This window comes from Elusimicrobium minutum Pei191 (assembly GCF_000020145.1).
GTDB lineage: Bacteria > Elusimicrobiota > Elusimicrobia > Elusimicrobiales > Elusimicrobiaceae > Elusimicrobium > Elusimicrobium minutum.
The window spans coordinates 1,092,674-1,115,695 of record NC_010644.1 but is presented as its reverse complement, the minus strand read 5'-3'; the positions used below and the strand labels follow the sequence as shown (position 1 = coordinate 1,115,695).

Below are 23,022 nucleotides of genomic sequence, written 5' to 3'. Positions count from 1 at the left end.
ATGCATTATAAAATATGGTACATAATAAAGCGTGAAATCCAATTTGTTTTTAAGAAAAAGAAATTGGTGGCTTTTTATTGCCTGGCGTACCCGCTTATAATTCTTGGCATAATAACGACAATCTTCTCAAACGCGGTAATACGCCGTATTCCTATAGCCGTTAACGACAACAGCAAAACCGCGCAATCCAAAGAACTTATACGCAATTTTGACGCAAGTCCGTTTTTGCGTGTCGCTTATTACACGGATAATCTTACCCGGGCTAAAGATTTAATGCAGAGAGGTAAAATTTTTGCCGTTATTAATATTGACGCGGACTTCCAAAAAGATCTTTTAAAAAACAAAAGCGGTTCCGTAACGGCATATATAAGCAACCAGTACCTGCTTGTGGGAGGGGTTGCCTCTAAGGGGATAATAGGCGCGGTTGACGATTTTTCCTTAAAATACAGAACCCAGGTTTTATCTGCCATGGGAGCGCCTTCTTATTTAGACGAGGCTTTTACAACGCCTATAGGAGTAACCGAAAGCATTTTATATAACCCGCAAAGCAACTATATATATTTTCTTGTTTTGGGGCTTGTGCCGGCTCTTTTACAGTTATTTGTATCGCTTACTTTGGTTTACTCTCTTCTAACGGAACTTAAAACAGGCAGCGCCAGGCAGATAGGCAGCCTTGTAAACAAACATCCTTTTCGTGTAATCAACGCCAAAATGGCGGTTTATATAGTTTTATATATCGCGCAGGCAGCTTTAATGCTTTCTGTTTTATTTATATTTTTTAAAATACCTTTAAGAGGCAGCGTTATTATGATAATTTTAGGCGGCGCGGCTTTTACTTTTTTCTGCTCTTCCATAGGGGTTTTGATATCCGGCCTTACAAAAAGTTTAAGAATGGGGCTTAGCATGGCGGGAATATATTCTGCGCCCGCTTTTGCTTATTTCGGGGTTACCTTCCCGCTTGAAGCTATGCCGCTTCTTGCCAGGATGTGGGCTTTTTTTCTGCCGGGTACGCATTTTAACAGAATTCTAATTAACGAAGCTATAAGAGGTTCTGGCACTTCAGGCAGCATTAACGCCGTGCTTATAATGCTTGGCCTGGGCGCTGTTTTCTTTTTTGTAGGAAGCAAGCTTTTTGCCCGCTGGACGGTAGATGAATCTTCTTGGGGGGCATCATAATGCAAGAGGTCATTCGCCTTTTTTATAAAGAAATAAGAGCTTTGTTTATGGACAAAGGCATTATGGTGCTGATGATTGGCGGGCCTTTGTTTTATTCCTTTTTTTATCCTTTGCCGTACTCACAGGCTACTGTGCGCGACATTCCCGTTGCCGTTATTGACATGGACGATACTTCAAATTCCAGAACGCTTATAAGAATGCTTGACTCTACCGAGGAAATAGTAGTTAAACAGCATACGGATTTGGTTTCCGCCCGTAAAGCTTTGTCAGCCAGGCAGGTTTACGGCATTATTTATATTGATAACGATTTTCAAAAAAACATTTTAAAAGGCAAGCCGCAGCAGGTAAAAATTTATACCGACGGCAGTTATTTAATTTATTATAAGCAGGTTTCATCAGCCGCGCAAAGGGTTATAAAAACAATGTCGGCCTCTATTGAAATAAAAAAACTGCAGGCCAAAGGAGCGGGCCGCTACTCTCCTTATATGCGAAGCCCGGTAAAACTTATAACTAAAAATTTGCACAATCCTTCCGGCGGATATACGGAATATGTTGTGCCGGCGGTATTTTTGGTTATAATACACCAAATTCTTTTAATAGGCATAGGCATGCGCGCCGGTACGTTAAGGGAAAGTAAAAAGAAATATAAGAAAAACACAAAAGTCTGGCATATTTTCGCGTCTAAAGTTTTAACATTTTTATTTTTCGGCCTGATTTATTTTGTTTATCTTTTTGTGATTATGTACAGAGTGTTTGGTTTTACCGGCGGGGATAATATTTTGGCTATGATGCTTTATTTAACGCCTTTTATGTTTGCCGTCATATTTTTAGGGATTTTCCTTTCCGGTTTTTTAAAGAGAGGGAAACCTCCATGCTTTTAATTATAGTAAGTTCCATGGCGGTTTTGTTTTCCTCAGGCGCGGTGTGGCCCAGGTATTTAATGCCTAAAGTTATACAAATTTTCAGCGTCTTTATACCCAATACTTTCGGTATAGACGGAGTGATAAGGCTTTATATTATGAGCGCGCCTTTTAGCGCTATGGCGTTTGAGTTCGCGGGCTTATGTATTTTAGCTTTGATTTATGGTATATTAGGGTACAGGGTGATTAAAAAAAGATATCCCCATAAAATATGAAAATATATAATAAGGGTTGCGGTTTAAGGGAGGTTTTATGAAAAAAGCAGTATTATTAATGATTGTGTCTTTGTCTGTATTTTGCGCGGGTTGTGCAAGCAAACAAGTTGTTTCTGCCAGATCAGGGACTTCTTTAGAAGTGTCTTTAGAATCTAATCCCTCTTCAGGCTATGACCTTGAAGTGTCAGAGCCGGAAGCATTAAAAAAAGTTATTTTTGTTAATAGCCTTTTCTTGCCTGCCGACCCTATGGATCTTAGCAAAGGCGGCACGGAAACATTTTTATTTAACGTAAAAAATGCCGAAACCGGACAGGAAACGGTAAAATTCGTAAAAGTTAAAAACATTAAAGGCAAAAAGAAAATAAAATCAGGTCCCGTAGTTATAATAGATATTAAATAAATAAAATCCCCGCTCTAAACCTGTTTAGTTTGGCAGATTAACAGCTTTTTGAAAGCTGTTAAAAGAGCGGGGTTTTTTATGTCTGATTAAAAAAATAAAATTTTTAAAAACGGATATTAAGCCTGGCGGCCAACTGCTTAATATTATTAACCTCATAACCAGGGGTTGAAGGTATTGCTTCTTTATAAGCGTTTCCAGGGTAAAATACCGCGTAAATAAGGCTTAAATCAACATTTTTAAAAGGCATTAAAGTAAGCGCTATATCCATTTCCGCCCCGATATCTTCTTGCTGGTAGGGCATTTTAGTTTTTGAAATGTTGTAAATATCAAAATCGATTTTAAAAAAACGTGTAAATTTAGGCGCTACCGTTGCTCCTAAATTATAAGCTGTAATATTGTCTATATTACCGAAAGGGTGTTGCGTAAAGCGGGAATAGGGGGAATTCCAAAACATATCCGTGCCTGAAAATATTGAACCTAAATATACATATGTATTAATGCCTTTAAAGGTTGAGTTTGTTGAGTTAAATTTTTCACCCGAGCTTCGTACATACATAAATCTCAAATTATAGCGGAATATTTTATTTTCTGTTTCAGCGTTGAACTTGGCAAGCCAGGCGTCGCCTTTGTTTTTGAATTTATAGGAAGAAAAATAGGTGTCTTCTCCGGAGTTTTTAGCGTATGAAAGGTAAAAATTCATACCCATACCCATATAAATATTAGATGCCGCGCCTAGTATTTGTCTGTCAATTTTTGTATAAAAATAATCAATATCGCTGTCTTTTAATTGGTAGACGAAAGGGTTTATATCAAAATATTGCGAAGGTTTAAAATGCAAAGAAGCCCCGTAAATTTCACTTTTTGAGTTTTCGGTAAAATCATCGTTTTCTTTGCCCGCCAATAGAGCCAAGCTTACCCAACCTGTGTTTAAATCTGCCTTAAAACCGTTTAGAGAAGAGGCTGTATGTCCGAAAAAATTATCATAAAGCCCGAAATAAGGGGTTAAAGTATTTTTTTCACCGTAAAATATACGCCCGGCAGTTAAAGCCGCCGTTTCATTTCCTAAAGTAACGCTCCCCTTATGTAAAAAACCTTTATAGCTGTTATTACTGTCAAACTCATTATAGTAATAGTTTTGCTTTGCCGAGGCCAGCATATCTAAATATATATTTTTAACGGGAGAATAACCGGCCGAAAGGAAAATATTGGTGTTTAGATTTTTCATCTTATTTTCATTTTGGGAATATCCGGGGATATTATTTAAAACGGAAGCGTTGGAGTTAAGCCAAAATTCAGTGTTAAATGTGCCTGAAAATACTGTGGAGGGGAAAAATATACAGAGAATATAAATAAAATAACGCGCCATTTATAAATTCTATTTTTTATGGCCTTAGGTAAAAATATATAAAAAGTATTATTTTGTTGTATACATTTTACATTAAATTATTGGATGTATGGGCGGGTTTTACGTCATAATAATTTAAATATTTTATTTTTTAAGAAGAGTATAAAAAGTTAAACCGCTGCGGGCCGCTTTGGTAAAAATTTTTACCAAAGCGTTTTTTTTTATACAACGTTTAAGCCGCTTATTTGCCTTTGAATTTATGTTTTAAGGCAAATAATCCACAGCTTTTATGTGTTTTACCACCCCAATTAAATTTAAATTAAAATCTTTTATTACGCTTCGCCTATTCCTCTTTTAATAACGCTTCTTACAATGCCCTCAACTTTAAAAGAGCCTTTATCCGCTATTATGGGAATAAATTTACGGTTGTCCGAAATTAAAATAATGCTGTCTCCTTCGGTGCAAAATCTTTTTACCATTGTTTCCTCATTATTAACGCAGACAACGATATCATTGACCTTTGGTGTGTTAGACTGTTCAACAATAAGCCAGTCCTTAGCGTGAATTAAATCCTCCATAGAGGAGCCTTTTGCTTCAACCATAAAACCTTTTTTAATGGGAAATTGCACCATACCCGGGTCAACAGGTACAATGCGTGTAGGCGTGCCGTCTAAAATAGTGCCTTCCGGCCCGCATTTTGCCATGCCGTACATGGGAAGATAGACAACCTTTTCCTCAGGGTTTTTAATTTGGTAATAGTGGGGATTGGTTGTGTTTCTTATTAAATAACCTTTTTTTTCAAGCTGTTTTATGTGATGGTGAACCACGCTTTTGCTTGATATATCCATTTCCTCCGCAAGCTCTTCCATAGAAAGCGGTTCCGCTATATGTTTTTGCAGTAAAAGTAAAAGTTTTTGTTGGTTTTTATGCAATTTCATAACCAATTCCCTCCGTATATAAAATAAATATAGAAAATAATAAGACATTTGTCAATGTTCTATATTTTGTTCTAAATTTAAATTTGCTATTATATATTATCAAACCACTTATGAAGGGATATCCAAATGTACACTTACACAAAAAAACAAGGACGTATTGAGGTTATTTGCGGATGCATGTTCTCAGGCAAAAGCGAGGAGCTTATTAACCGCCTTAGAAAAGCTAAAATAGCCAAACAAAAAATACAGGTTTTTAACTCATCTTTAGACAAAAGGTACGCTTGTAACGCCATAGCAAGCCATAATAAAACTAAGCTTGAAAGCGAGCATGTAAACACCGCGTCCGAAATTTTAAAACTTGTAAAACCTTCCACAACCGTAGTAGCGGTTGACGAAGGCAATTTTTTTGATAAAACGCTTGTTGACGTATGCGAAACTCTTGCCCAAAAAGGTAAAAGGGTTATAGTTTCGGGCGTTGATTTGGACTATACGGGCAAACCTTTTGAGGCCATGGCCTTACTTATGGCCAAGGCGGAGTTTGTTACAAAAAACCTTGCCGTCTGCACCAAGTGCGGCAGCCCCGCCAGCAGAACGCAAAGGATAGCAAAGGCCAAAAGCCGAATACTTGTGGGCGCTCAGGGTGTTTATGAAGCCAGGTGCCGCAAATGTTTTAAACCCGGCAAATAATTTGCAAATAAAAAAACCGCGGTTTAATAACCGCGGTTTTTTTATTTGTTAAATTTTAAAGCGTATAATATTCCGTATTTGACGGCCATTGTTTTCCGCCTAAGGATTTACACAGTTTATGACCTTGTTCGCTGCTGCTGCGTACAATGCAATTTCTTTCCTGTCTGTTTGGGTAATATTCAAGCGTGGCTATGGATTTGTTTCCCACAGCCATCCTTGCCTGAACCATACCGCTTGAAGGCCCGCGTAAACGGTAAATAAAATTATTGTTTTGTTTACATTCTGACCCTTCGTCCGCATCCCCGCAAGATGTTATCGTACCGGATATGTCAATATCAAGCTCCTCAAACTTTTCCGCATAAGCGCCGCTCTGTAAAAAAAACCTTTCCTGCGCGTCGCCCATTGCTTTAACCATAATATAGGCTTGCGCAAAACGGCTTTTTAAAACGGAGTTTTGGTATTGCGGCAAAGCAATTGCGGCCAATATACCTATTATAAGAACAACTACAAGCAGTTCTATAAGGGTAAATCCTTTTTTCATAATTTTTCCTTTTTTATTTAAAGATCTTAAGTCTTTTTTCTATGGGTAAAAATTCTTTGGGTTCAGCTTCGGCTTTTTTTAAACCGAAAGGCATTTGCGCTTTTAAAACCCAGTTTCTGTCTATATTCCATTCTTTATAAACGGCTTCGTCAATTATCGGATTATAGTGCTGTAACGTTGCTCCAAGGCCGGCGTCTTCAAGCATAGTCCATACGGTAAACTGATGCATTCCCGCTGTATGTTCTGACCATTTTGGAAAGTTTTCCGCATAAGCGGCAAACTGTTCCTGCAGGCCTTTTACAACGGTTTGGTCCTCAAAAAATAATATTGTGCCATAACCGCAGGCAAAACAGGAGTCAATTTTTTCCTCTGTTTTTTTGAAGGCGTCCTGAGGCACCATTTTTTTTATAGTATCTTTTACGATATTCCAAAATTTGGCGTGATGCTCCCCCAGCAATAAAGCAATTCTTGTTGACTGTGAATTAAATGCGGAAGGAACGTGCATAAGCGCGAATTCAAGAATTTCCTGTATTTCTTTATCTTTAATAGTTGTGTCGGAGCTTATTGTGTATATGCTTCTTCTTTTTTTAACGGCTTCTTTAAAGTCTGACATAGTTTTAACCCTCTTAATAATATTTTTACCCCGGCTACTGCGGCAGGGGCGGTTTATTTAAATAATTTCGTTAAGTATCTCAACAAGTATTTGCTTAGGCTTTTCCCCAACAAGTTCTTTAAAAGGTTTGTTTTCTTTAAAAAACACTATTGTCGGCGTGCCTGAAACTTTAAACTCTGCAATTGTCTTTTCGGCTATATCAACGTCTATAACAAAAATATCAGCCTTGCCTTCAAAATCAACCGCAAGTTCGTCTATAATCGGCGCCATACGCTGGCAGTGCGGGCACCAGGTTGCAAAAAATTCAACCATAAAAGGCTTTTCATGAGTTGAGGTGACCTGTTTAAAATTTTCATCATTTAGAGTTTTTTTCATCTTGCTTTCCCCTGGGTTTTAAAGATTGATAAGTCTAGTATACTATAATTTTTCTATAATATAAAAAAGGTTTAAGGAGTGGTTTTTATGGAATTTGTTAAATACCAGGGTTTGGGCAACGATTTTATTCTTATTGACTGTGTTAAAATTAAAATTGACGGTTTAAACGCGCTTGGAAAAAAACTGTGCGACAGGCATTTCGGAATAGGGGCTGACGGGCTTATAGCCGTGTTTCCTTCCGCTTCGGCAGATTATAAAATAAGAATTATTAACTCTGACGGGACCGAGCCTGAAATGTGCGGCAACGGCATACGCTGCGCCATGCGTTTTGTTTTTGATTATATTAAACCTCAGCGTAAGCTTACCTTTGAAACGCTTGCCGGGCCGATAAAAACAGAACTTCTGGCAGAAAATCTTGTTAAAGTTGATATGGGCGCGCCAAAGCTTACCGCTGCGCAAATACCTTTAAATATAAGTGATTCAGATGGCAGAGCGGTAGATATCCCTGTTAAGCTTGAAGGTGGGAAAATAAAAGGCACCGGCGTATCCATGGGCAACCCCCATTTTGTTATTTTTGTTGAGGATATAAAGAAAACCGATGTCGCCAAAACAGGTAAAGAGGTTGAGAACAACACCGCTTTCCCGCAAAAAACGAATGTTGAGTTTGTGCAGGTTATTACGCCTTCGCGCCTTTGTATGAAAGTTTGGGAGCGCGGTGTAGGCATTACTTTAGCCTGCGGCACGGGCGCCTGCGCCAGCTTGGTTGCCGGTGTTTTAAATAATAAAACGGAAAGGCTTGCCTTAGTAGAACTTGACGGCGGGCAGCTTACCGTTGAATGGCCCGATGACGGAGCCTCTGTTTTTATGACAGGCCCGGCGACGGAAGTTTTTAGCGGGGTTTTTAAAGAATAAAATATGACAAAACTTAATGAAAACTATTTAAAATTACAAAGCAGCTATCTTTTTTCAACTATAGCTAAAAAAGTGGCTGCTTACAAACAGGAAAATCCTTCGGCGGAAATTATACGTTTAGGTATCGGCGACGTTACTCTGCCATTGCCTTCGGCAGTTATAGAAGCCATGCACAAAGCGGTTGACGAAATGGCGGTTTCCTCAAGTTTTAAAGGCTACGGGCCTGATTACGGATATGATTTTTTAAGGCAAAAAATTGTTGAAACCGATTATTTGGCAAGAGGCGTACAAATTACCGAAGATGAGGTTTTTATAAGCGACGGCGCTAAGAGCGACGTGGGTAACTTTCAGGAAATTTTTGACGCCAAAGCGTCCGTTGCTATTACGGACCCGGTGTACCCGGTGTATCTTGACACAAATGTTATGGCTGGCAGAACGGGCGCTTTTAAAAAAGGTAAATACAGTAAAATAGTTTATTTGCCCTGTACGGCAAAAAATAATTTTATTCCTTTATTGCCTAAAAAACATGTTGATTTAATTTATATTTGCTCCCCAAATAACCCGACGGGCACCTGCTTAAACAAAGAAGAACTTTCCAAATGGGTTGAGTACGCGTTAAACAATAAATCCGTTATTTTATTTGACTCCGCTTACGAGGCTTTTATAAGCGAGCCTGACATTCCGCATTCAATTTTTGAAATCCCCGGGGCGGAAAAAGTAGCCGTTGAGTTCCGCTCATTCTCAAAAACCGCGGGGTTTACAGGTACAAGATGCGCTTATACTGTTGTTCCCAAAGCGCTCAAGGTATTTGATAAAGAGGGGGGAGAACATTCTTTAAACTCTTTATGGGGCCGCAGGCAGTCAACAAAATTTAACGGCGTTCCTTATATAGTGCAAAAAGGGGCGGAGGCCGTCTATTCCCCGGAAGGGCAAAAGCAGATTAAAGAAAATATAGCCTATTATATGGAAAACGCCAAAATTATACGTGAAGGTTTGCGTTCTTTAGGTTTAAAAATATTTGGCGGCGTTAACGCGCCTTATATTTGGATTAAACTTCCTAAAGGGGTAACCTCGTGGGATTTCTTTGGCAAACTGCTTAAAGAAGCAAACGTGGTAGGCACTCCGGGCGCGGGCTTTGGCCCTTGCGGCGAAGGCTGCTTTAGGCTTACGGCATTTGGCAGCAGGGAAAATACAATTAAGGCCGTTGAAAGAATTAAACAGTTAAAATTATAAAAAAAACCCCCGTAAAACGCGGGGGCTTTTTTTAAATCTTAGGTTCACTGGGTTTTTCTAGCTCAGCGTTATAATAGCCCGCTATGTTTTTGCAAGTTTGCGTCATAATTCTTTTTCTCGCGTCTAAAGTGTCAAACGCTATATGCGGCGTTACTATAACATTATCCAAATTCATAAGTTTTGTATTTATTGAATAGGTAAACAGCTCTTCTTTTGTTCTTTGGGCAAGCATGCCTAAGGTATCATCGCCAACCATAAGACCTTCTTCCTCAAGCACGTCAAGCGCCGTTCCCGCCACATGACCGGAAAGGAGCGCCCCGTAAAGGGCTTTATTATCAATCAAATCGCCGCGCGCGGTGTTGATAATATAAACGCCTTTTTTCATTTTTTTAAAATTCTCTTCGCCTATCATATGGTAGTTTTCTTTGGTGGAAGGAACGTGAAGCGAAATTATGTCGGAGTTTTTAATAAGCTCTTCCAAACTTACGTATTTTATGTTCGGGAAGTCTTTGGAAGGGTACGGGTCATAAGCTATAACATTCATGCCAAGGCATTGGGCTTTATTAATAACGCTTCTGCCAATGGCGCCCGCGCCTAAAACGCCTAAAGTCCAAGCTTCCAAATCCCTGCTGCTGTAGGATTTGATATCAAGCTGGTTTCTGTCCTTCATGTCATTATTCGCGCGTACTATATTTCTTGTAAGCGCGAAAATCATGCCGATAGTATATTCAGCAACGGTTGTTTCGCCGTATCTGGGCACGTTAAACACTCTTATAGATTTTTCTTTACAGTAAGTGGTGTCAATGGCGTCAAAACCTGTTGAGCGTACGGAAATAAATTTCAAATTAGGAAATTTTGATAATATATCCGAACCTATTTTTCTTGACGTTGAAAATAAAGAAATTCCTTCTGCGTCAAACACGTTGTCGTTTTCATCTGTTTCAAACACGTTTTTGGAAAGCTCAATAACCTCAACGTTAACATTCGAGCCGTCTAATATTTCTTTATCGGGCTTTATTTCGTCTAAATCAAAAAACACTATTTTCATAACATCCCCCGGTTTTTTTATTTTAAAAACTTTTCCTTAGCCATTGCCGTAAGCGTTATATAATCAATTTTTCCTGTTCCTATTAAAGGAATTTCTTTAATATGCTCAATAATTTTAGGAGCAAATAATTCAGGCTGGCCTATTTGCTGGAAGTATTTTAATAAATCTGTTCTGGAGCCGTCTTCCCTTGTGGTAAACAAAATAAGCTGCTCGCCCCTTTTTTCATCAGGTATGGAAACAAGAGCCTGCTGATAATCCTGCCAGTAGTTATTGATTTCCGTTTCAACGGCAAGGAGCGGCACCATTTCACCAGCTACTTTGGCAAATCTTGTGGCGCGGCCTTTGATGAAGATAAAGCCTTCTTTATCAATATCAACAATATCTCCCGTATCATACCAGCCTTCGGGCGGGGGTTGTATAACGCCCGGGTTGTCGGCTTTAATATAGCCGCTCATAATATTGTCGCCTTTAACTATAAGCCTGCCGCCGCTTTCTATACCCTCAACAGGCTCTAGACGGTAATCAACGCCCGGTAAAATGCGGCCCGCGGAACCCAGTTTAAAATGCATGGGAGTTGAAAAAGCTATCCCCGGCGACGTTTCCGTAGCTCCGTAAAGTTCCAATATTCTAAGACCGAATTTCCTTGCCCAAATGTTAAAGGTTTCCTCTTTCATTTTTTCCGCGCCCATACCCACAAGACGCAGGCTATAAAAATCAAACGGGTGGGCGGTTTTAGCATAACCCGACAGGAATGTATCCGTAGCGAATAATATTGTGGAGTTGGTATCGTAAACAAGCTGCGGTATAACGTGGTAATGTAAAGGAGACGGGTAGAAAAATGTTTTAAAACCCGAAAGAGCGGGCAGCAGGAAGCCCGCCGTTAACCCGAAGGAGTGAAACAGCGGCATACAGCAAAAAATCCTGTCGTTGACGCTTAAGGGCAAAACGCTTGAAACCTGCGCGATGTTTGATAGGAGATTTTTATGGCTTAATACCACGCCTTTTGGCGAGCCTTCCGAGCCTGATGTAAAAAGCAAAAACGCCGGGTCTGTAGGTTTTGGCATAACGGTATAAAAGTTATAAGTAAACCTGGGGAAAAAGGACTTAATAAGCCCCAGTATTTTGTTCATAGCGGTTATTTTAAATTCGTCTATAAAAATAACGTTAATGCCGTTTTCTCTTAAAGCGTCTACCATAGGCTGCATATCGGCCTTTTCTATAAAAACCTTGGCTGAAAAAACAGTTTTAATGCCCGCGGTTTTACATGAGTTGCATACATTTTTTATACCGGTGGAAAAGTTTATCATAGCTGGAACGCGGCCGTAAGCGTGCAGCGCGAGCATAGTTATCGCGCAAGCGTTTGAAGTGGGTAAAAACACGCCGCTAAACTCGCCGGGTTTTGTTGTTTTGGTAAATTTATCGCCTAAAACAAACGCCGCCGTTAATATTTTGCCGTAAGAAACGGGTTTTCTGTTAATATCCTCCATTATTTCAAAGCGGTACCCTATTTGGTAACGCGCGTTAATGAAACTGTTAAAAATGGTTTGATTTGTATTGACGTTATCAAACTTCATTAATGCCATAATATCGTAAAGCGCGTTATCTGCGGCGGCGCGCCTTTCTATACCTTTAAGGGCCGGGTTCACGTTTAATTTGCGCGGTTTGCTTATTTTTACGGTAACATCGCGCTCCGGCTTCTTTTTAAAATCGCGTCCGAAGCGTGAGAATATTGAAAACTGCGTTCCTTCTATTGATACGGGTATTATATCCGCCCCGCTGCGTTCGGCAATCATGGCAAGACCAGGGTGTATTTTCATAATACCTCCCGTGGTGCTTACGCGCCCTTCAGGGAAAATAACAAGCTTATTGCCTTTTTTAACTTCCTCAATCATTGACTTTATAATCATTGGGTTAGAAGCGTCAACAACATAATATCTTATAAGCTTTAAAAACGGGCGTATCCAAAATTTCCGGGCTGTTTCGGTGTCAACGGCAAAATACGGCCTGCCCGGAAGATATATGGCTAAAATAAGCGGGTCTAACAAAGAATTTTGATTTGCCACGATAACAGCGTTTCCTTTGTTTTTCCTAAGCTCTTCAATACCTTCAAACTGTACTCCGTAAATAAAATCAAGTATTGTGGTAAGCACGGAGCGTAAAATATGTTTGGGAAGTAGAAGGACAATTCCTATTGCGAAGAATGTATTACCTAAAGCAAGCATGCTTAATATCGATACGGGCCTCACATCCAGTTTTAATAAAGTAAAAGTGCCAAAACTGGCCGCTATAATAAACCCGGCTATGGTTACCTGTGACACGGCTAACATACGCGAACGTATTTGCTTGTGCGCGGCGGCTTGTAACATAGCGTGAAGAGGCAAAACAAATATAGCGCTGAAAAACGCCGTAAAAAATAAATCTATGGAAATCCTTATACCGTGTTTAAAAAAGAAAGTACGGAAAAGATATATTGAAGGGTCCGCCGGTATGGTGGCCGCTACGTAGGCTAAGTCTAATATAAAAATAGTTAAAAGTACAAAACTTAACGGGGCAAACCTTGTATTGACCTCTCCTTTTAAAAGAGTTCTGCAGGCAACGGTACCTAAAGAGAACGCGAAAATTATTATAAAGAAAAGATATGTAAAAATTTTATTACCTATTGCGAAGTTATCAATAATAATAGTTTGCAGCTGCGTAAACAATACGCTGGCTATAAGCCAAAACCAGGCTATGCCAAACGTGCACAAAAAGATATCCCTTGAATGTATAGCCAGGCGGAAATTAGTTATATTTAAACTTAAAAAGTTGGTTTGTATTTTATGTCCGGGGTCATTTATTTCACCGTCGGGTATAATAAGCGTTGAAAGCAAGCCCATTATTGCGGTAAAAGCTAAAATAACCGTTTTTCCCCAGTATCCGAAAAGCGGCGCGCTTATTAATCCAAAAAACAAAGCTGCGCAGCCGGCTATAAGCATTAATGCGTTGGCGTCTAGAAGTTTTTCCTTACCTACGTTATCAACAAGAATGCTGTATTTGACTGGGCCCAAAAAGGAGGATAATGTTCCTTTTGCCAGCAGTACTATAAGAAGCAGCCATTTGCTTCCCAACGCCAAACCTAAAATGGCCATAGCGCAAACTATAATTTCCGCCGTTTTAATATTTTTTATAAGTTTATTTTTTTGTATTTTGTCCGCTACTTCGCCTGCAAAGACCGTAAAAATAAAAAACGGGATAATAAACAGCAATATCCCGGAAAACATCCAAAGCCCTTGTTGATAATTAGTAGTTTCCGATAAAGAATATAAGGTGAGCGCTACAAAAGCGCTTCTTATAAAGTTGTCGTTGAAATTAGAAAAGAAGTGCGCGTATAAGTTGCCGCTTAATCCTTTATTACTTATAAGACTCCAAAATTTTAACATAAACTCTCCACAATGATATATTACGCTTAGTGCTCTTTGCGTTGTCGGGTATCATCCCGACTTTTACATTATATCATTTAAGATATACCCCCGCTTTGCGTGCGGGTTTTTAATACAGATTAAAAATTAAGAGTAAGGAAGTATGGTTGCGTTCTTTTTGAGTTATGATATATAGAAGAGTTGCCGTTAAAAGAGGCTGCGCGGGGTTATTCAAAGAAATCTACTTTGCCCGATTTCATATTATACATAGCGCCTACAGTTATTATTTTACCTTCTTTTTCCATCTTTTTAATCATAGGGCTTTTTGCCCTGAGCCGGCGTATAGCCATTCTCACGTTCATGTGGGTTATTGCGTTTGTATATTCAAGGTTACACGCGGTCTTTTTCCCTTTAAATGTTTTGTTTATTTCTTTTACGGCCGGGCTTATTTTTTTTAAAAGAGATGTAAATTTGCCCAGCTTTACGCGGTTTACGGCCGCTGTTATGGCGCTGCAGTTTTCATGCCCCATAACTAAAATTACCTTTGCCCCGCTTGAACAGGCAAGCTCAAAGGAGCCTACAATATCGTCATTTATAATATTACCGGCGACGCGGGCTACAAAAATGTCGCCTATACCTCTGTGAAATACGTCTTCAACGGGTACGCGGGAATCTAAACATGATAATATTACCGCTTTCGGATATTGTCCCATAGCGGCCGAACGTACCCTTTTAGTATTATTTCGTACGGTAAGTTTTCCTTCGGTAAATTCCTTATTTCCTTTTTTTAAAATAGATAACACTTGGGCCGGGGTTAGTTTGGCCTGTTGTTCTGCAGTAAGAAGCCGATTTCTAAGGATTTTTTTATCTTTCATTCTTTAAAATTATATGAATTTCATTCTTCACTTGGCAATAAATATTTTTAGTTTTCCTAATAAAAGGTAAACCCCTTGCATTATTGCGGTATAATAAAAGGTAAACCGCTGTATAAAGGAGGGGATATGCCAGAACAGGAAATAACCGTAAAAGTCAGGGTTTTAAAAATTAACCCTAAAAAAGCGATAATAAAACGCGGAGCCAAAGCAAAAACCTGTAAGGAATACCTGGAAGAAAATGGTTCTGAAATTTGGAATAAACTGCGCGGTATAAAAAATGCGCTTTTTGAGCCAATAGGCATATTATTGACCAAAGAGCTGCTTAAGCCCGGGACATCTGAATATGTTCAAGGCGTTGTAATGCATGGAAATTACGACGGCAAAATCCCGGAAGGGTTTGAAATTATTGACATACCTTCTTTTGAACTTATGCTTTTTCAAGGGCCTGTTTTTGACGAAGATAGAGCCGAAGAGGCTATAGCTGAAATTAGGCATATTATAGAAGAGTATGACCCGCGGCCCGAAGGCTTTGCTTGGGCGCCGGAAGAGGGGCCCATATTCCAGCCGGAACCACGCGGCTATAGGGGTTATATTGAAGCCCGGCCGGTAAAAAGGCTTTAATAATTTTTATTTTGGCGTAAACTTCCTCCGCGATATATCATGGAGGAAGTTTTTATTAGTATAATTATTTTAGTATAAATGCGGGAGGATGCGCTTAAGTGGACAGCGATAAAAAAAAAGAAGCCGCGCCTTTTTTTAAGGCGTTAAAAAATTTTGCCCTTACAAAGGCCGATATGTGGAGCACTCCGGGCCACGGCGGCGGGCAGGGCCTTAAATCAAGCGTATTGGGGCGTGAATTTTACGAGTTTTTCGGAAAGAATATTTTCCGCGCCGATATATCAAGCAGCGTTCCTTCTTTAGGCACTATTTTAGACCATGAAGGCGCCGCGGAAGACGCCGAGAAAAACGCGGCGGAAATATTCGGCGCGGACACGACGTTTTTTGTTCTTAATGGCACCTCAACCGCTAATAAAGTGGTGTTTTTCGCCACCTGCGCGCCGGGAGATATTGTGCTTGTCGGGCGCAACTGCCATAAGTCGATAATGCATTCCATTATTTTAAATGAGGTAACTCCCATTTATCTAAAACCGGCAAAAAATTCTTACGGGCTTATAGGCCCGGTACCTCAAAGCGAGTTTACGCATGAGGCTATTAAACAAAAAATAAAAGAAAGCCCCATAGTAACAAACAAAAGAATACGCAAAGTGCAGCTTACGGTTTTAACAAACTCCACATACGACGGGCTTATCTATGACGTCGATAAAATAAAAGAAAAAATGTCCGCGCTTACACATTTTTTACATTTTGACGAGGCCTGGTATGCTTACGGACACTTTCACCCTTTTTACGCTAACCGCTACGCTATGAGTCCGTATCAAAAAAAACGCGGCGTAAAAAGGCCGCCGGTTTTTGCCACGCAGTCAACGCATAAACTTTTGTGGGCGTTTTCCCAAGGTTCAATGCTTCATTATAAAATGGGAACGAATAAATTTGAGCTTGACGTGCAGGGTTTAAAAGAAGCCAACCTGTTCCACGCCAGCACATCGCCTTTTTACCCGTTGTTCGCCTCAATAGATATTTCCGCCGCTATAATGGATTCCGACGGGGAAAAACTTATGGGCAAAGCCTTGGACGAGGCCATTAAATTCAGAAAAGAAATTATTAACAGATATAAAAAACATAAAAAAGCCGACAGTTGGTATTTTGAACTTTGGCAGCAGGAAATGAAGCTAAAACATGTTAACAAAGATCCTAAAAACTGGATTATTGACGGTTCGGAACCTTGGCACGGATTTGAAGGGTTGGAAAAAGAAAATGTTTTGCTTGATCCTTTAAAAGTAACTTTGCTTACCCCGGGTATTGAGGAGAACGGCGAAATGCAGCCCTTTGGTATACCGGCAAGTATAGTAAGCAAATTTTTAAATACCCGAAAAATTATACCTGAAAAAACAGGTTTTTATAATATTCTTTTCTTATTCGCGCCCGGCGTGGGCGAACAAAAAGAGGAAAGGCTTGTTAAAGCGCTTGACGAGTTTAAAACGCTTTATGACAGAAATGAGCCTATATCCGGTATTTTTCCTGAGTTAATTAATGATTATCCGCATATTTATACACCGGAAATGGGGTTAAAAGATTTAGCTAATAAAGTGCATGATTTTTTATATATCAACCAAATATTTGAAATTATTCCCAAAATGTATAATGATTTGCCCGAGCAGGTTATGGCCCCGCACAAGGCTTATTACGGCCTTGTTGACAGTAAGGCCGAATACTTAAGCCTTGATGAAATAGCTGGCAGAGTAGCCGTCTTTATGATTTTGCCTTACCCGCCCGGAATACCGCTTATAATGCCGGGGGAAAGGTTTCCCCAAAGCGGCGGCATACTTGACTTTTTGCGCATGAGTGAGAGGTTTGATAATATGTTCCCGGGTTTTTCAACGGAGTTTCATGGCGTTAAAAAGATTGAAAATGAGGACGGCAAAATTGAATATAGAATAAGCTGCCTTAAAAGGTCTAAAAAAGAGGCCGCGGCGCAGTAGTCTTATTTATGAATAATTAGAAAGCTGCTCCGGCCCGTTAAAAATACTAAAAAACTTCTAAAGAACAATCTGTTAAAAGGCATATTGTTAAACACCGGAAATTTACTTCTTTTATAAATAGAAAAAAACTGTTTAATGCGGGCAAAAAAAAAGCCAAACCCGCAGAAAATGATAGATATATATAAATCACTAGAAATATATATAAATTAATATAATAAAACCTGCGGCAACAAACCCGCAATACCCAGGTTAATTGGAGATAAAATGAAAAAAGTATTATATCTTATGGCTGCAACGCTTATGCTTGCGGCATGCGCTTCCACGACATCCCCCATATCTAATGTTGTGGATGTTACTTCGTTGGATTTTTCTGATGTGCAAAATATCAAAACAGCCCAGTCCTGCAGGCACTTCATCTTGTTTATCCCTTTTGGTGAAAGAGATATTTTTGCAGCTACCAAAAAAGGTGGTTTGAAACAGGTTAAATATGTTGAATATTCAAACACAAGCTTTATTGTTTACGGAAAGTCCTGCTTAAAAGTTTACGGACATTAATTTGATGCAAAAAAAAGCCCCGCTCTTTAGAGCGGGGCTTTTTTTTGTAAATATTTATTTCTTTTTAGCTTGTTCGTATTGGAGTGTTTTTGTGGTCATATCCGTTACGTGAGCGGGGCCGAAATATTGTATAGGCCCGGGGAAGATGTAAGACTCTGTTTTTGCCCAGTTATCTCTGTTTTTAACAAGGTATTTAAACGGCTCACCTTTAAGTTCGACAAGCGCTTTTTTAATAACGGGTTTTTCTTTGCCTTTTCTTCTTTCAATATTCATCATCATTGTTAAAGGTATGCCGCCGCATTCCCAGTTTTTAGCGGGTTTAACAAGTTTTTTAACGGATGATAAATAACCGCTGCATTTGTTAAGCGCGAGTACGGCCGCGTTATAACCTAAAGCGTAGCAGTAGTTAGCGTCAAAGTTGGAAGGAATTCCGCAGCGTCCTTCATAACCGAAAAAGTGCATAATGGCTGAGAATTTGCCTTTAAATTTACCGGCCTTTCTAAGCTCTGCGAGTTTGTGGTGAAGCATTTCAACAAGCAGTTTTTCCGTTTCAATAAGAGAAACCTGAACGTTGCCGTGCGGATCTCTGTCTAACATAAGCTGTGACGCTATGCCCGCGGGCAATGATTTCATTAACTTAGCAAGTTTTGGTGAAAGTTTGGAAATAACAAATTCCTTCTTTTCCTCAATGGTGTGCATTTTTTCCAAAGCGGACTCATGGTCGGCAAGAACATCGTTAAGGGCGGAAATAAGCTCTTTCATTTCAGGAATAAATTCAATTAAACCTTCGGGCACTAAAGCTACGCCGAAGTTTTTGCCGTCCGCTGACCTGGCTACAATTGTTTTTGCTAAATAGTCTATAATTTGGGCAAGCGTCATTTTTTTGGCTAAAACTTCCTCGCCGATTAATACAATGTTGGGCTGTGTTTTAAAACCTACCTCTAACGCTATGTGGGACGCGCTTCTGCCCATTAGTCTTACAAAGTGCCAGTATTTTTGAGCTGAGTTTACGTCGCGGCAAATGTTGCCTACAAGTTCTGAATAAATTTTTGTGGCCGTATCAAAACCGAAAGAGGTTTCAATATGCTCATTTTTTAAATCGCCGTCGATTGTTTTAGGCACGCCGATAACGCTTGTATGCATGCCTTCTTGTTTAAAATATTCTGCAATAACGCCGGCGTTAGTGTTGGAGTCGTCCCCGCCCACAACTATAAAAGCGTCAAATTTGCCTTTTAAAATATTTTCTTTAGCTTGGCCCAGCTGTTCGGGCGTTTCAATTTTTGTTCTGCCTGATTGTATTAAATCAAAACCGCCTGTATTTCTGTATTGGGCCATTAAAGTCGGGGTAATTTCTTTAAGTTTGTTTTCCAAAACACCGCCGGGGCCTTTTAAGAAACCGAATAAGCGGTTTTTTGGATTTGCTTTTTTAAGACCGTCTAAAATACCTGCTATAACATTATGCCCGCCGGGAGCCTGGCCGCCTGAAAGCACAACAGCCGCTTTAATCGCTTTTTTTGTATCAGCGGAGCTTTTTCCTTTAACAAAAGATATTTCTGGAAGACCGTAAGTATGGGGGAACATTTTTTTTACCGTAGCCTGGTCCGCTACAGATTTTGTGGTTTTTCCTAATTTTACTTTAACGGAAGCAGGTCCGTTTTTAAACATTTCGGGAAGGGTAGGTTTAAAATTTAATCTTTCCGCCTGAAGTTCGGAACAGTTTTTTATTTTATACGTCTTAGCCATAGTGTTTTATCTCCTGATATTTAGATAAATCTTACACTAAATTATACATAATTAAATCAAATAGTTTATAGAGATAAAAAGGAAATATTATGATTGCGGAAAATAAAGCGGGTTTAGGACAACACGGCATATAAAAAAGAATAAAAAATTATACGCGAAAAAAGCGTGTAAAAGGGAGCGTTTTATTATTTAAAAATATTTTTAGAATATAATTTATTATGGAAAATAACCATATAATCCGCCGGAGGCGCTTTGTAGGCGGAGTGTTTTTCCATGCCTTTCGGAACCATTTTAATTACGGCGTTTTCTTCAAAAGCGTAGGTAGCCTGCCACTTTTCAAACTTATCAGGACTGCCCTTGCCTTTAAAAGATTTATAATCTTTTGTTTCTTCAATAATGTGCCTGGGAAGCAGCCCGTCATCTTCCCACGCTCCGCCAGCGTGAATAACGGAGGTAAACTTTATGTTTTTATTAAAATTATTTTTTGCCAACATTGTTAAGGTTTGGCTGTTGCCATTAAACCCATAGTTATAAATATGAGCCTGCCCGCCTAAAAAGACCGACTTTTCGTCTTTTTCAACGGCTTCTTTTATTTTTTTAAACATTGCCTCGTTTCTTTTTGTAAGGCCCTCATCGGAAAGCAAACTTATTGAAGTTCCTTTTATATATCTCATTGAAGGGTCATGGTCTAAATCTATAAAAGTAAATTTAACTCCTTGCGCTATAAGCCTGCAGGCGGCTTCGTCCGGTATACAGTATGAGGAGTAAAAGCTGTCGCACCTTTTTTCTATTTCTTTCTCATCAGCGTCTTTGAATGCTTCTTCTATTTGGGTTACTTTATGTTGGAAGGATTCATCTTCCTCAAAAAATACATTTTTAACGGCTTTGGAAGGAAATTTTTTATTATATTCCCATACCATTCGTAAAGACATTTTTCTGGGAATTTTATAATCATGTATTTCGCCGAATAAAACTAAATCGTTAGAATCAAAAAGATTAAAGTAAAAATCAAACGGAAGCGATTCCGCACCATACACTGTAGCGTGCTTTTTTACGTAATCCATTAAGTATTCTTCATCCATTATATACCATGGAATTTTGGGTTTGTATGATTTTTTTATTTCTTTAACAGTCTTGCTGTTGGGGCTGTTTTTTACGGCTGCGGAAATATTGTTATAAACGTCTGTTAACCGCGCATCCGCAAAAACCCGGACGGCAGATAACAACAGTATTATTAATAAGCAGTATTTCCTCATATATATATTCTAAAAGAGGGAAATAAAACAAGCAAGGGCCTAATGGCCCATATTGCATATAGGACTTTAGGCCTTTGGTTTAAAAGGTGAGTTATTTTTTTCTTTTTTTCAGATTTTCGTAAACTGAGGACAGCAGTATGTACGCCGCCATAAATCCGCTTACTAAAAAACCTATTAAACCTATTACCGGAATATCATTCCATCTGGGAGCTATGTTTGCGTGCACCATGATAGACGAACCTATTATAAGCGAGCCCAGCGCAATGCCAAATACCAGACGATTGCTGGCTTCTTCCAAGCTTCTTCTTAATTTGCCCAGATGTCTGTGCTCAAACTCAATTTTTATATGCCCCTGTTTTGCTTTGTTGAGAATCTCCCGTATATCGCGGGGGGCGTTTTCAATAAGTTTTTTTGTTTCCATTAAGGTTATTATGGAAGACATCGCAAAACCTTTGGGGCTAAGGCGGTTTTTTATTATTGTTTGGGAAAATTCTTTTATTACCGCCATTGCGCTAAACTCGGGGTCTAACTGGCGGCCCACGCCTTCAATGGTAATTAAAGATTTTACCATGAAAGAAAAGTTTGGCGGCATATTTAGTTCAAATTCAGGCAGCATTTGCGTTAAAGATAAAAGCAATTCGCCAACGTTTATTTCTTCAAGCGGCAAGTCAATGTAACGCTCGATAAGCTTTTCAACCCTGTATTCTATTTCGCGCGTTTGGAGGTGGTCAGGCCTGTTAACTATTGTAAGTATTGTGCTTGTCACAAGTGAAGAGTTGCGGTACATCAGCGCCACTATTAAGGTGCCCAAATCATCTTTTTGCGATTGGCTCAAACTGCCCATCATACCAAAATCAATAAAACATATTTTATTGTTTTCTAAAATTATTATGTTGCCCGGGTGTGGGTCGGCATGAAAAAAGCCATCTATGAAAATCTGTTTTAGAATTATCTGCGCGCCGTTTTTGGCTATCAGCCCGCGGTCGTAACCTTCAAGGTTTTCCTCAGCTATGCGGCTTACTTTAACGCCTTCTATAAGTTCCATGGTAAGCACGCGTTTGGCGGAATATTTTTTGTGCGCTTTTAATACGTGCACGCGTCCGTCTTTTTGGAAATTTCTTTGAAACCGCTCTATATTAAGTCTTTCTTTATTAAAATCAAGTTCTTCTTTTATATGTTCTTCAAATTGTTTAATTATGCCCACGGGGTTAAAATATTTTAATTCCGTGATATTATTTCCCGCCAAAGAGGCAAGATTATGCAGTATTTCAACGTCTACGCCAATAATTTCTTCAATACCCGGGCGCTGCACTTTGACAGCAACGGTGGTTGCATCAGGCAGCCTTGCTTTATGCACTTGTGCAATAGAGGCAGCGGCTATAGGTTTTTTACTGAAATAGGAAAAATTTTCACTTATTTTGCCTTCAAGTTCGCTTTCAACTATTTTAACAGCCTCTTCATGCTCAAAAGGGGGTACGGTGTCTTGCAGTTTTTCAAGTTCTTTAATTAATTGCAGGGGAATAATATCCGGACGGTTGCTTAACATTTGCCCAAGTTTTATGAATGTTGGGCCAAGTTCTTCCAATGCCATTCTTATATTTTCCCATTTGTTAAAAGAAGAAACGGATTTATTATCCACTTTGGGAAGCAGTTTTTTTGTGAAGGGAAACATATCCGTTATTTTAAGGCTGCGCATTATGTCGCCCATTCCGTATTTAACCAAAATGGTAACAATTTCCGTATAACGGTGTGTATGGCGTATGGTTTTTGAAACAAATCCAAACATATAATTTACCCCTTTAAATAATAATCCCGCGCGCTTTAGCCGCGCGCGGGATTTAAAACAATTTTATTTCTTTTTATAAGTTGTTTTTTTTGCGGTTTTGGCTTTAAGCTGTTGTTTTAATTTTGCTATTTCAGCTTTAAGCGCGTCCGCTTCTTTTTTGCTTACAAACCCCATTTTCATTACGGCGTTTTTAACACTGTCATCGATATGTTTGGATAATTCTTTTTTAGCTTCTTCAGCTTGTTTCACCGCTTTGTCAACAAACATTTTGCCTTCTTTGGCTTCCATTTTGCTGTCTTTTACTAATTTTTTTGCGATTTCTTCAACTTTCTTTTTTCCTTTTAAAGCCATTCCTATGCCGGAATAAAATGCCGTTTCTAAGTTTTTCATAGCAGTACCCTCAGAC

22 protein-coding genes are annotated in these 23,022 nt (G+C 39.2%); 10 read left to right on the top strand and 12 right to left on the bottom strand.

What is annotated here, in order from left to right; translation table 11 throughout:
• From EMIN_RS05240 to EMIN_RS05225, 4 genes are read left to right on the top strand one after another with little or no spacing between them, the layout of a single operon-like run.
• On the top strand, positions 1 to 1,176 hold the full coding sequence (locus EMIN_RS05240; RefSeq protein WP_012415193.1) for an ABC transporter permease: 1,176 nt from the start codon (positions 1 to 3) through the stop codon (positions 1,174 to 1,176).
• Positions 1,176 to 2,057, top strand: coding sequence for an ABC transporter permease (locus EMIN_RS05235; RefSeq protein WP_012415192.1), 882 nt, complete (start codon positions 1,176 to 1,178; stop codon positions 2,055 to 2,057). The genes EMIN_RS05240 and EMIN_RS05235 overlap by 1 nt, the downstream gene beginning before the upstream one ends.
• The gene (locus tag EMIN_RS09690; protein WP_012415191.1) at positions 2,048 to 2,311 is read left to right on the top strand and encodes a hypothetical protein; all 264 of its coding nucleotides are present in this window, start codon (positions 2,048 to 2,050) and stop codon (positions 2,309 to 2,311) included. The genes EMIN_RS05235 and EMIN_RS09690 overlap by 10 nt, the downstream gene beginning before the upstream one ends.
• A 37-nt stretch (positions 2,312 to 2,348) precedes the next feature.
• Positions 2,349 to 2,711 (top strand): protease inhibitor I42 family protein, encoded by a 363-nt coding sequence (locus EMIN_RS05225; protein ID WP_012415190.1) that lies wholly within the window; start codon positions 2,349 to 2,351, stop codon positions 2,709 to 2,711.
• A gap of 103 nt (positions 2,712 to 2,814) precedes the next feature.
• Here the strand turns inward: EMIN_RS05225 and EMIN_RS05220 are convergent, their stop codons facing one another.
• Both EMIN_RS05220 and EMIN_RS05215 read right to left on the bottom strand, forming a co-directional pair.
• Positions 2,815 to 4,077: an alginate export family protein gene (locus EMIN_RS05220; RefSeq protein WP_012415189.1), complete on the bottom strand. Its 1,263-nt coding sequence runs from the start codon at positions 4,075 to 4,077 to the stop codon at positions 2,815 to 2,817.
• Between the two features lie 311 nt (positions 4,078 to 4,388).
• Positions 4,389 to 4,994, bottom strand: a complete 606-nt coding sequence (locus EMIN_RS05215; RefSeq protein WP_012415188.1) for a LexA family protein — start codon at positions 4,992 to 4,994, stop codon at positions 4,389 to 4,391.
• 120 nt (positions 4,995 to 5,114) lie between these two features.
• Here EMIN_RS05215 and EMIN_RS05210 point away from each other — a divergent pair, with 120 nt between their 5' ends.
• Complete coding sequence (locus EMIN_RS05210) at positions 5,115 to 5,681, top strand: thymidine kinase (RefSeq protein ID WP_187146174.1); 567 nt, start codon at positions 5,115 to 5,117, stop codon at positions 5,679 to 5,681.
• A 55-nt stretch (positions 5,682 to 5,736) separates the two neighbouring features.
• On the opposite strand, the gene EMIN_RS09500 is transcribed toward EMIN_RS05210, so the two are convergent.
• From EMIN_RS09500 to EMIN_RS05195, 3 genes are read right to left on the bottom strand one after another with little or no spacing between them, the layout of a single operon-like run.
• Positions 5,737 to 6,222, bottom strand: coding sequence for a type IV pilin protein (locus EMIN_RS09500; protein ID WP_012415186.1), 486 nt, complete (start codon positions 6,220 to 6,222; stop codon positions 5,737 to 5,739).
• A 13-nt stretch (positions 6,223 to 6,235) separates the two neighbouring features.
• Positions 6,236 to 6,835 (bottom strand): nitroreductase family protein, encoded by a 600-nt coding sequence (locus EMIN_RS05200; protein WP_012415185.1) that lies wholly within the window; start codon positions 6,833 to 6,835, stop codon positions 6,236 to 6,238.
• Positions 6,836 to 6,892: 57 nt separating this feature from the next.
• Complete coding sequence (locus EMIN_RS05195; RefSeq protein WP_012415184.1) at positions 6,893 to 7,210, bottom strand: thioredoxin family protein; 318 nt, start codon at positions 7,208 to 7,210, stop codon at positions 6,893 to 6,895.
• A gap of 87 nt (positions 7,211 to 7,297) precedes the next feature.
• On the opposite strand from EMIN_RS05195, the gene dapF reads away from it, so the two are divergent.
• Together dapF and EMIN_RS05185 are read left to right on the top strand one after the other, a co-directional pair.
• Complete coding sequence (dapF, locus tag EMIN_RS05190; protein ID WP_012415183.1) at positions 7,298 to 8,122, top strand: diaminopimelate epimerase; 825 nt, start codon at positions 7,298 to 7,300, stop codon at positions 8,120 to 8,122.
• A 3-nt stretch (positions 8,123 to 8,125) separates the two neighbouring features.
• A complete protein-coding gene (locus EMIN_RS05185) occupies positions 8,126 to 9,355 on the top strand; it encodes an LL-diaminopimelate aminotransferase (protein WP_012415182.1) in 1,230 nt (409 codons plus the stop codon).
• A 31-nt stretch (positions 9,356 to 9,386) separates the two neighbouring features.
• On the opposite strand, the gene EMIN_RS05180 is transcribed toward EMIN_RS05185, so the two are convergent.
• The 3 genes from EMIN_RS05180 to EMIN_RS05170 all read right to left on the bottom strand — a co-directional run bounded on the left by EMIN_RS05180 (position 9,387) and on the right by EMIN_RS05170 (position 14,676).
• On the bottom strand, positions 9,387 to 10,403 hold the full coding sequence (locus tag EMIN_RS05180) for a hydroxyacid dehydrogenase (RefSeq protein WP_012415181.1): 1,017 nt from the start codon (positions 10,401 to 10,403) through the stop codon (positions 9,387 to 9,389).
• Between the two features lie 17 nt (positions 10,404 to 10,420).
• A complete protein-coding gene (locus tag EMIN_RS05175) occupies positions 10,421 to 13,822 on the bottom strand; it encodes an acyl-[ACP]--phospholipid O-acyltransferase (RefSeq protein WP_012415180.1) in 3,402 nt (1,133 codons plus the stop codon).
• A gap of 206 nt (positions 13,823 to 14,028) precedes the next feature.
• A complete protein-coding gene (locus EMIN_RS05170; protein WP_012415179.1) occupies positions 14,029 to 14,676 on the bottom strand; it encodes a carbonic anhydrase family protein in 648 nt (215 codons plus the stop codon).
• Positions 14,677 to 14,802: 126 nt separating this feature from the next.
• Between EMIN_RS05170 and EMIN_RS05165 the strand changes: the two genes are divergently transcribed.
• The 3 genes from EMIN_RS05165 to EMIN_RS05155 all read left to right on the top strand — a co-directional run bounded on the left by EMIN_RS05165 (position 14,803) and on the right by EMIN_RS05155 (position 17,831).
• Positions 14,803 to 15,297 carry a hypothetical protein gene (locus EMIN_RS05165; RefSeq protein ID WP_012415178.1) on the top strand — a complete coding sequence of 165 codons (495 nt, stop codon included), beginning with the start codon at positions 14,803 to 14,805 and terminating at the stop codon, positions 15,295 to 15,297.
• Positions 15,298 to 15,395: 98 nt separating this feature from the next.
• On the top strand, positions 15,396 to 17,276 hold the full coding sequence (locus EMIN_RS05160; RefSeq protein ID WP_012415177.1) for an Orn/Lys/Arg family decarboxylase: 1,881 nt from the start codon (positions 15,396 to 15,398) through the stop codon (positions 17,274 to 17,276).
• A 264-nt stretch (positions 17,277 to 17,540) separates the two neighbouring features.
• Positions 17,541 to 17,831, top strand: coding sequence for a TRL domain-containing protein (locus EMIN_RS05155; RefSeq protein ID WP_012415176.1), 291 nt, complete (start codon positions 17,541 to 17,543; stop codon positions 17,829 to 17,831).
• 54 nt (positions 17,832 to 17,885) lie between these two features.
• Here the strand turns inward: EMIN_RS05155 and EMIN_RS05150 are convergent, their stop codons facing one another.
• The 4 genes from EMIN_RS05150 to EMIN_RS05135 form a co-directional block, all read right to left on the bottom strand.
• Entirely contained in the window at positions 17,886 to 19,574 is a 1,689-nt protein-coding gene (locus EMIN_RS05150; protein ID WP_012415175.1) for a diphosphate--fructose-6-phosphate 1-phosphotransferase, read from the bottom strand.
• A 185-nt stretch (positions 19,575 to 19,759) separates the two neighbouring features.
• The gene (locus EMIN_RS05145; protein WP_012415174.1) at positions 19,760 to 20,830 is read right to left on the bottom strand and encodes a hypothetical protein; all 1,071 of its coding nucleotides are present in this window, start codon (positions 20,828 to 20,830) and stop codon (positions 19,760 to 19,762) included.
• Between the two features lie 91 nt (positions 20,831 to 20,921).
• Complete coding sequence (locus tag EMIN_RS05140) at positions 20,922 to 22,616, bottom strand: ABC1 kinase family protein (RefSeq protein ID WP_012415173.1); 1,695 nt, start codon at positions 22,614 to 22,616, stop codon at positions 20,922 to 20,924.
• Positions 22,617 to 22,679: 63 nt separating this feature from the next.
• Positions 22,680 to 23,006, bottom strand: a complete 327-nt coding sequence (locus tag EMIN_RS05135) for a phasin family protein (RefSeq protein WP_012415172.1) — start codon at positions 23,004 to 23,006, stop codon at positions 22,680 to 22,682.
• Positions 23,007 to 23,022: the final 16 nt, after the last annotated feature.

What these genes read in the sequence shown, in the direction of transcription:
- EMIN_RS05240 (WP_012415193.1), top strand. Translation starts at nt 1, where the DNA reads ATGCATTATAAAATATGGTACATAATAAAGCGTGAAATCCAATTTGTT.
- EMIN_RS05235 (WP_012415192.1), top strand. Translation starts at nt 1,176, where the DNA reads ATGCAAGAGGTCATTCGCCTTTTTTATAAAGAAATAAGAGCTTTGTTT.
- EMIN_RS09690 (WP_012415191.1), top strand. Translation starts at nt 2,048, where the DNA reads ATGCTTTTAATTATAGTAAGTTCCATGGCGGTTTTGTTTTCCTCAGGC.
- EMIN_RS05225 (WP_012415190.1), top strand. Translation starts at nt 2,349, where the DNA reads ATGAAAAAAGCAGTATTATTAATGATTGTGTCTTTGTCTGTATTTTGC.
- EMIN_RS05220 (WP_012415189.1), bottom strand. Translation starts at nt 4,077, where the DNA reads ATGGCGCGTTATTTTATTTATATTCTCTGTATATTTTTCCCCTCCACA.
- EMIN_RS05215 (WP_012415188.1), bottom strand. Translation starts at nt 4,994, where the DNA reads ATGAAATTGCATAAAAACCAACAAAAACTTTTACTTTTACTGCAAAAA.
- EMIN_RS09500 (WP_012415186.1), bottom strand. Translation starts at nt 6,222, where the DNA reads ATGAAAAAAGGATTTACCCTTATAGAACTGCTTGTAGTTGTTCTTATA.
- EMIN_RS05200 (WP_012415185.1), bottom strand. Translation starts at nt 6,835, where the DNA reads ATGTCAGACTTTAAAGAAGCCGTTAAAAAAAGAAGAAGCATATACACA.
- EMIN_RS05195 (WP_012415184.1), bottom strand. Translation starts at nt 7,210, where the DNA reads ATGAAAAAAACTCTAAATGATGAAAATTTTAAACAGGTCACCTCAACT.
- dapF (WP_012415183.1), top strand. Translation starts at nt 7,298, where the DNA reads ATGGAATTTGTTAAATACCAGGGTTTGGGCAACGATTTTATTCTTATT.
- EMIN_RS05185 (WP_012415182.1), top strand. Translation starts at nt 8,126, where the DNA reads ATGACAAAACTTAATGAAAACTATTTAAAATTACAAAGCAGCTATCTT.
- EMIN_RS05180 (WP_012415181.1), bottom strand. Translation starts at nt 10,403, where the DNA reads ATGAAAATAGTGTTTTTTGATTTAGACGAAATAAAGCCCGATAAAGAA.
- EMIN_RS05175 (WP_012415180.1), bottom strand. Translation starts at nt 13,822, where the DNA reads ATGTTAAAATTTTGGAGTCTTATAAGTAATAAAGGATTAAGCGGCAAC.
- EMIN_RS05170 (WP_012415179.1), bottom strand. Translation starts at nt 14,676, where the DNA reads ATGAAAGATAAAAAAATCCTTAGAAATCGGCTTCTTACTGCAGAACAA.
- EMIN_RS05165 (WP_012415178.1), top strand. Translation starts at nt 14,803, where the DNA reads ATGCCAGAACAGGAAATAACCGTAAAAGTCAGGGTTTTAAAAATTAAC.
- EMIN_RS05155 (WP_012415176.1), top strand. Translation starts at nt 17,541, where the DNA reads ATGAAAAAAGTATTATATCTTATGGCTGCAACGCTTATGCTTGCGGCA.
- EMIN_RS05150 (WP_012415175.1), bottom strand. Translation starts at nt 19,574, where the DNA reads ATGGCTAAGACGTATAAAATAAAAAACTGTTCCGAACTTCAGGCGGAA.
- EMIN_RS05145 (WP_012415174.1), bottom strand. Translation starts at nt 20,830, where the DNA reads ATGAGGAAATACTGCTTATTAATAATACTGTTGTTATCTGCCGTCCGG.
- EMIN_RS05140 (WP_012415173.1), bottom strand. Translation starts at nt 22,616, where the DNA reads ATGTTTGGATTTGTTTCAAAAACCATACGCCATACACACCGTTATACG.
- EMIN_RS05135 (WP_012415172.1), bottom strand. Translation starts at nt 23,006, where the DNA reads ATGAAAAACTTAGAAACGGCATTTTATTCCGGCATAGGAATGGCTTTA.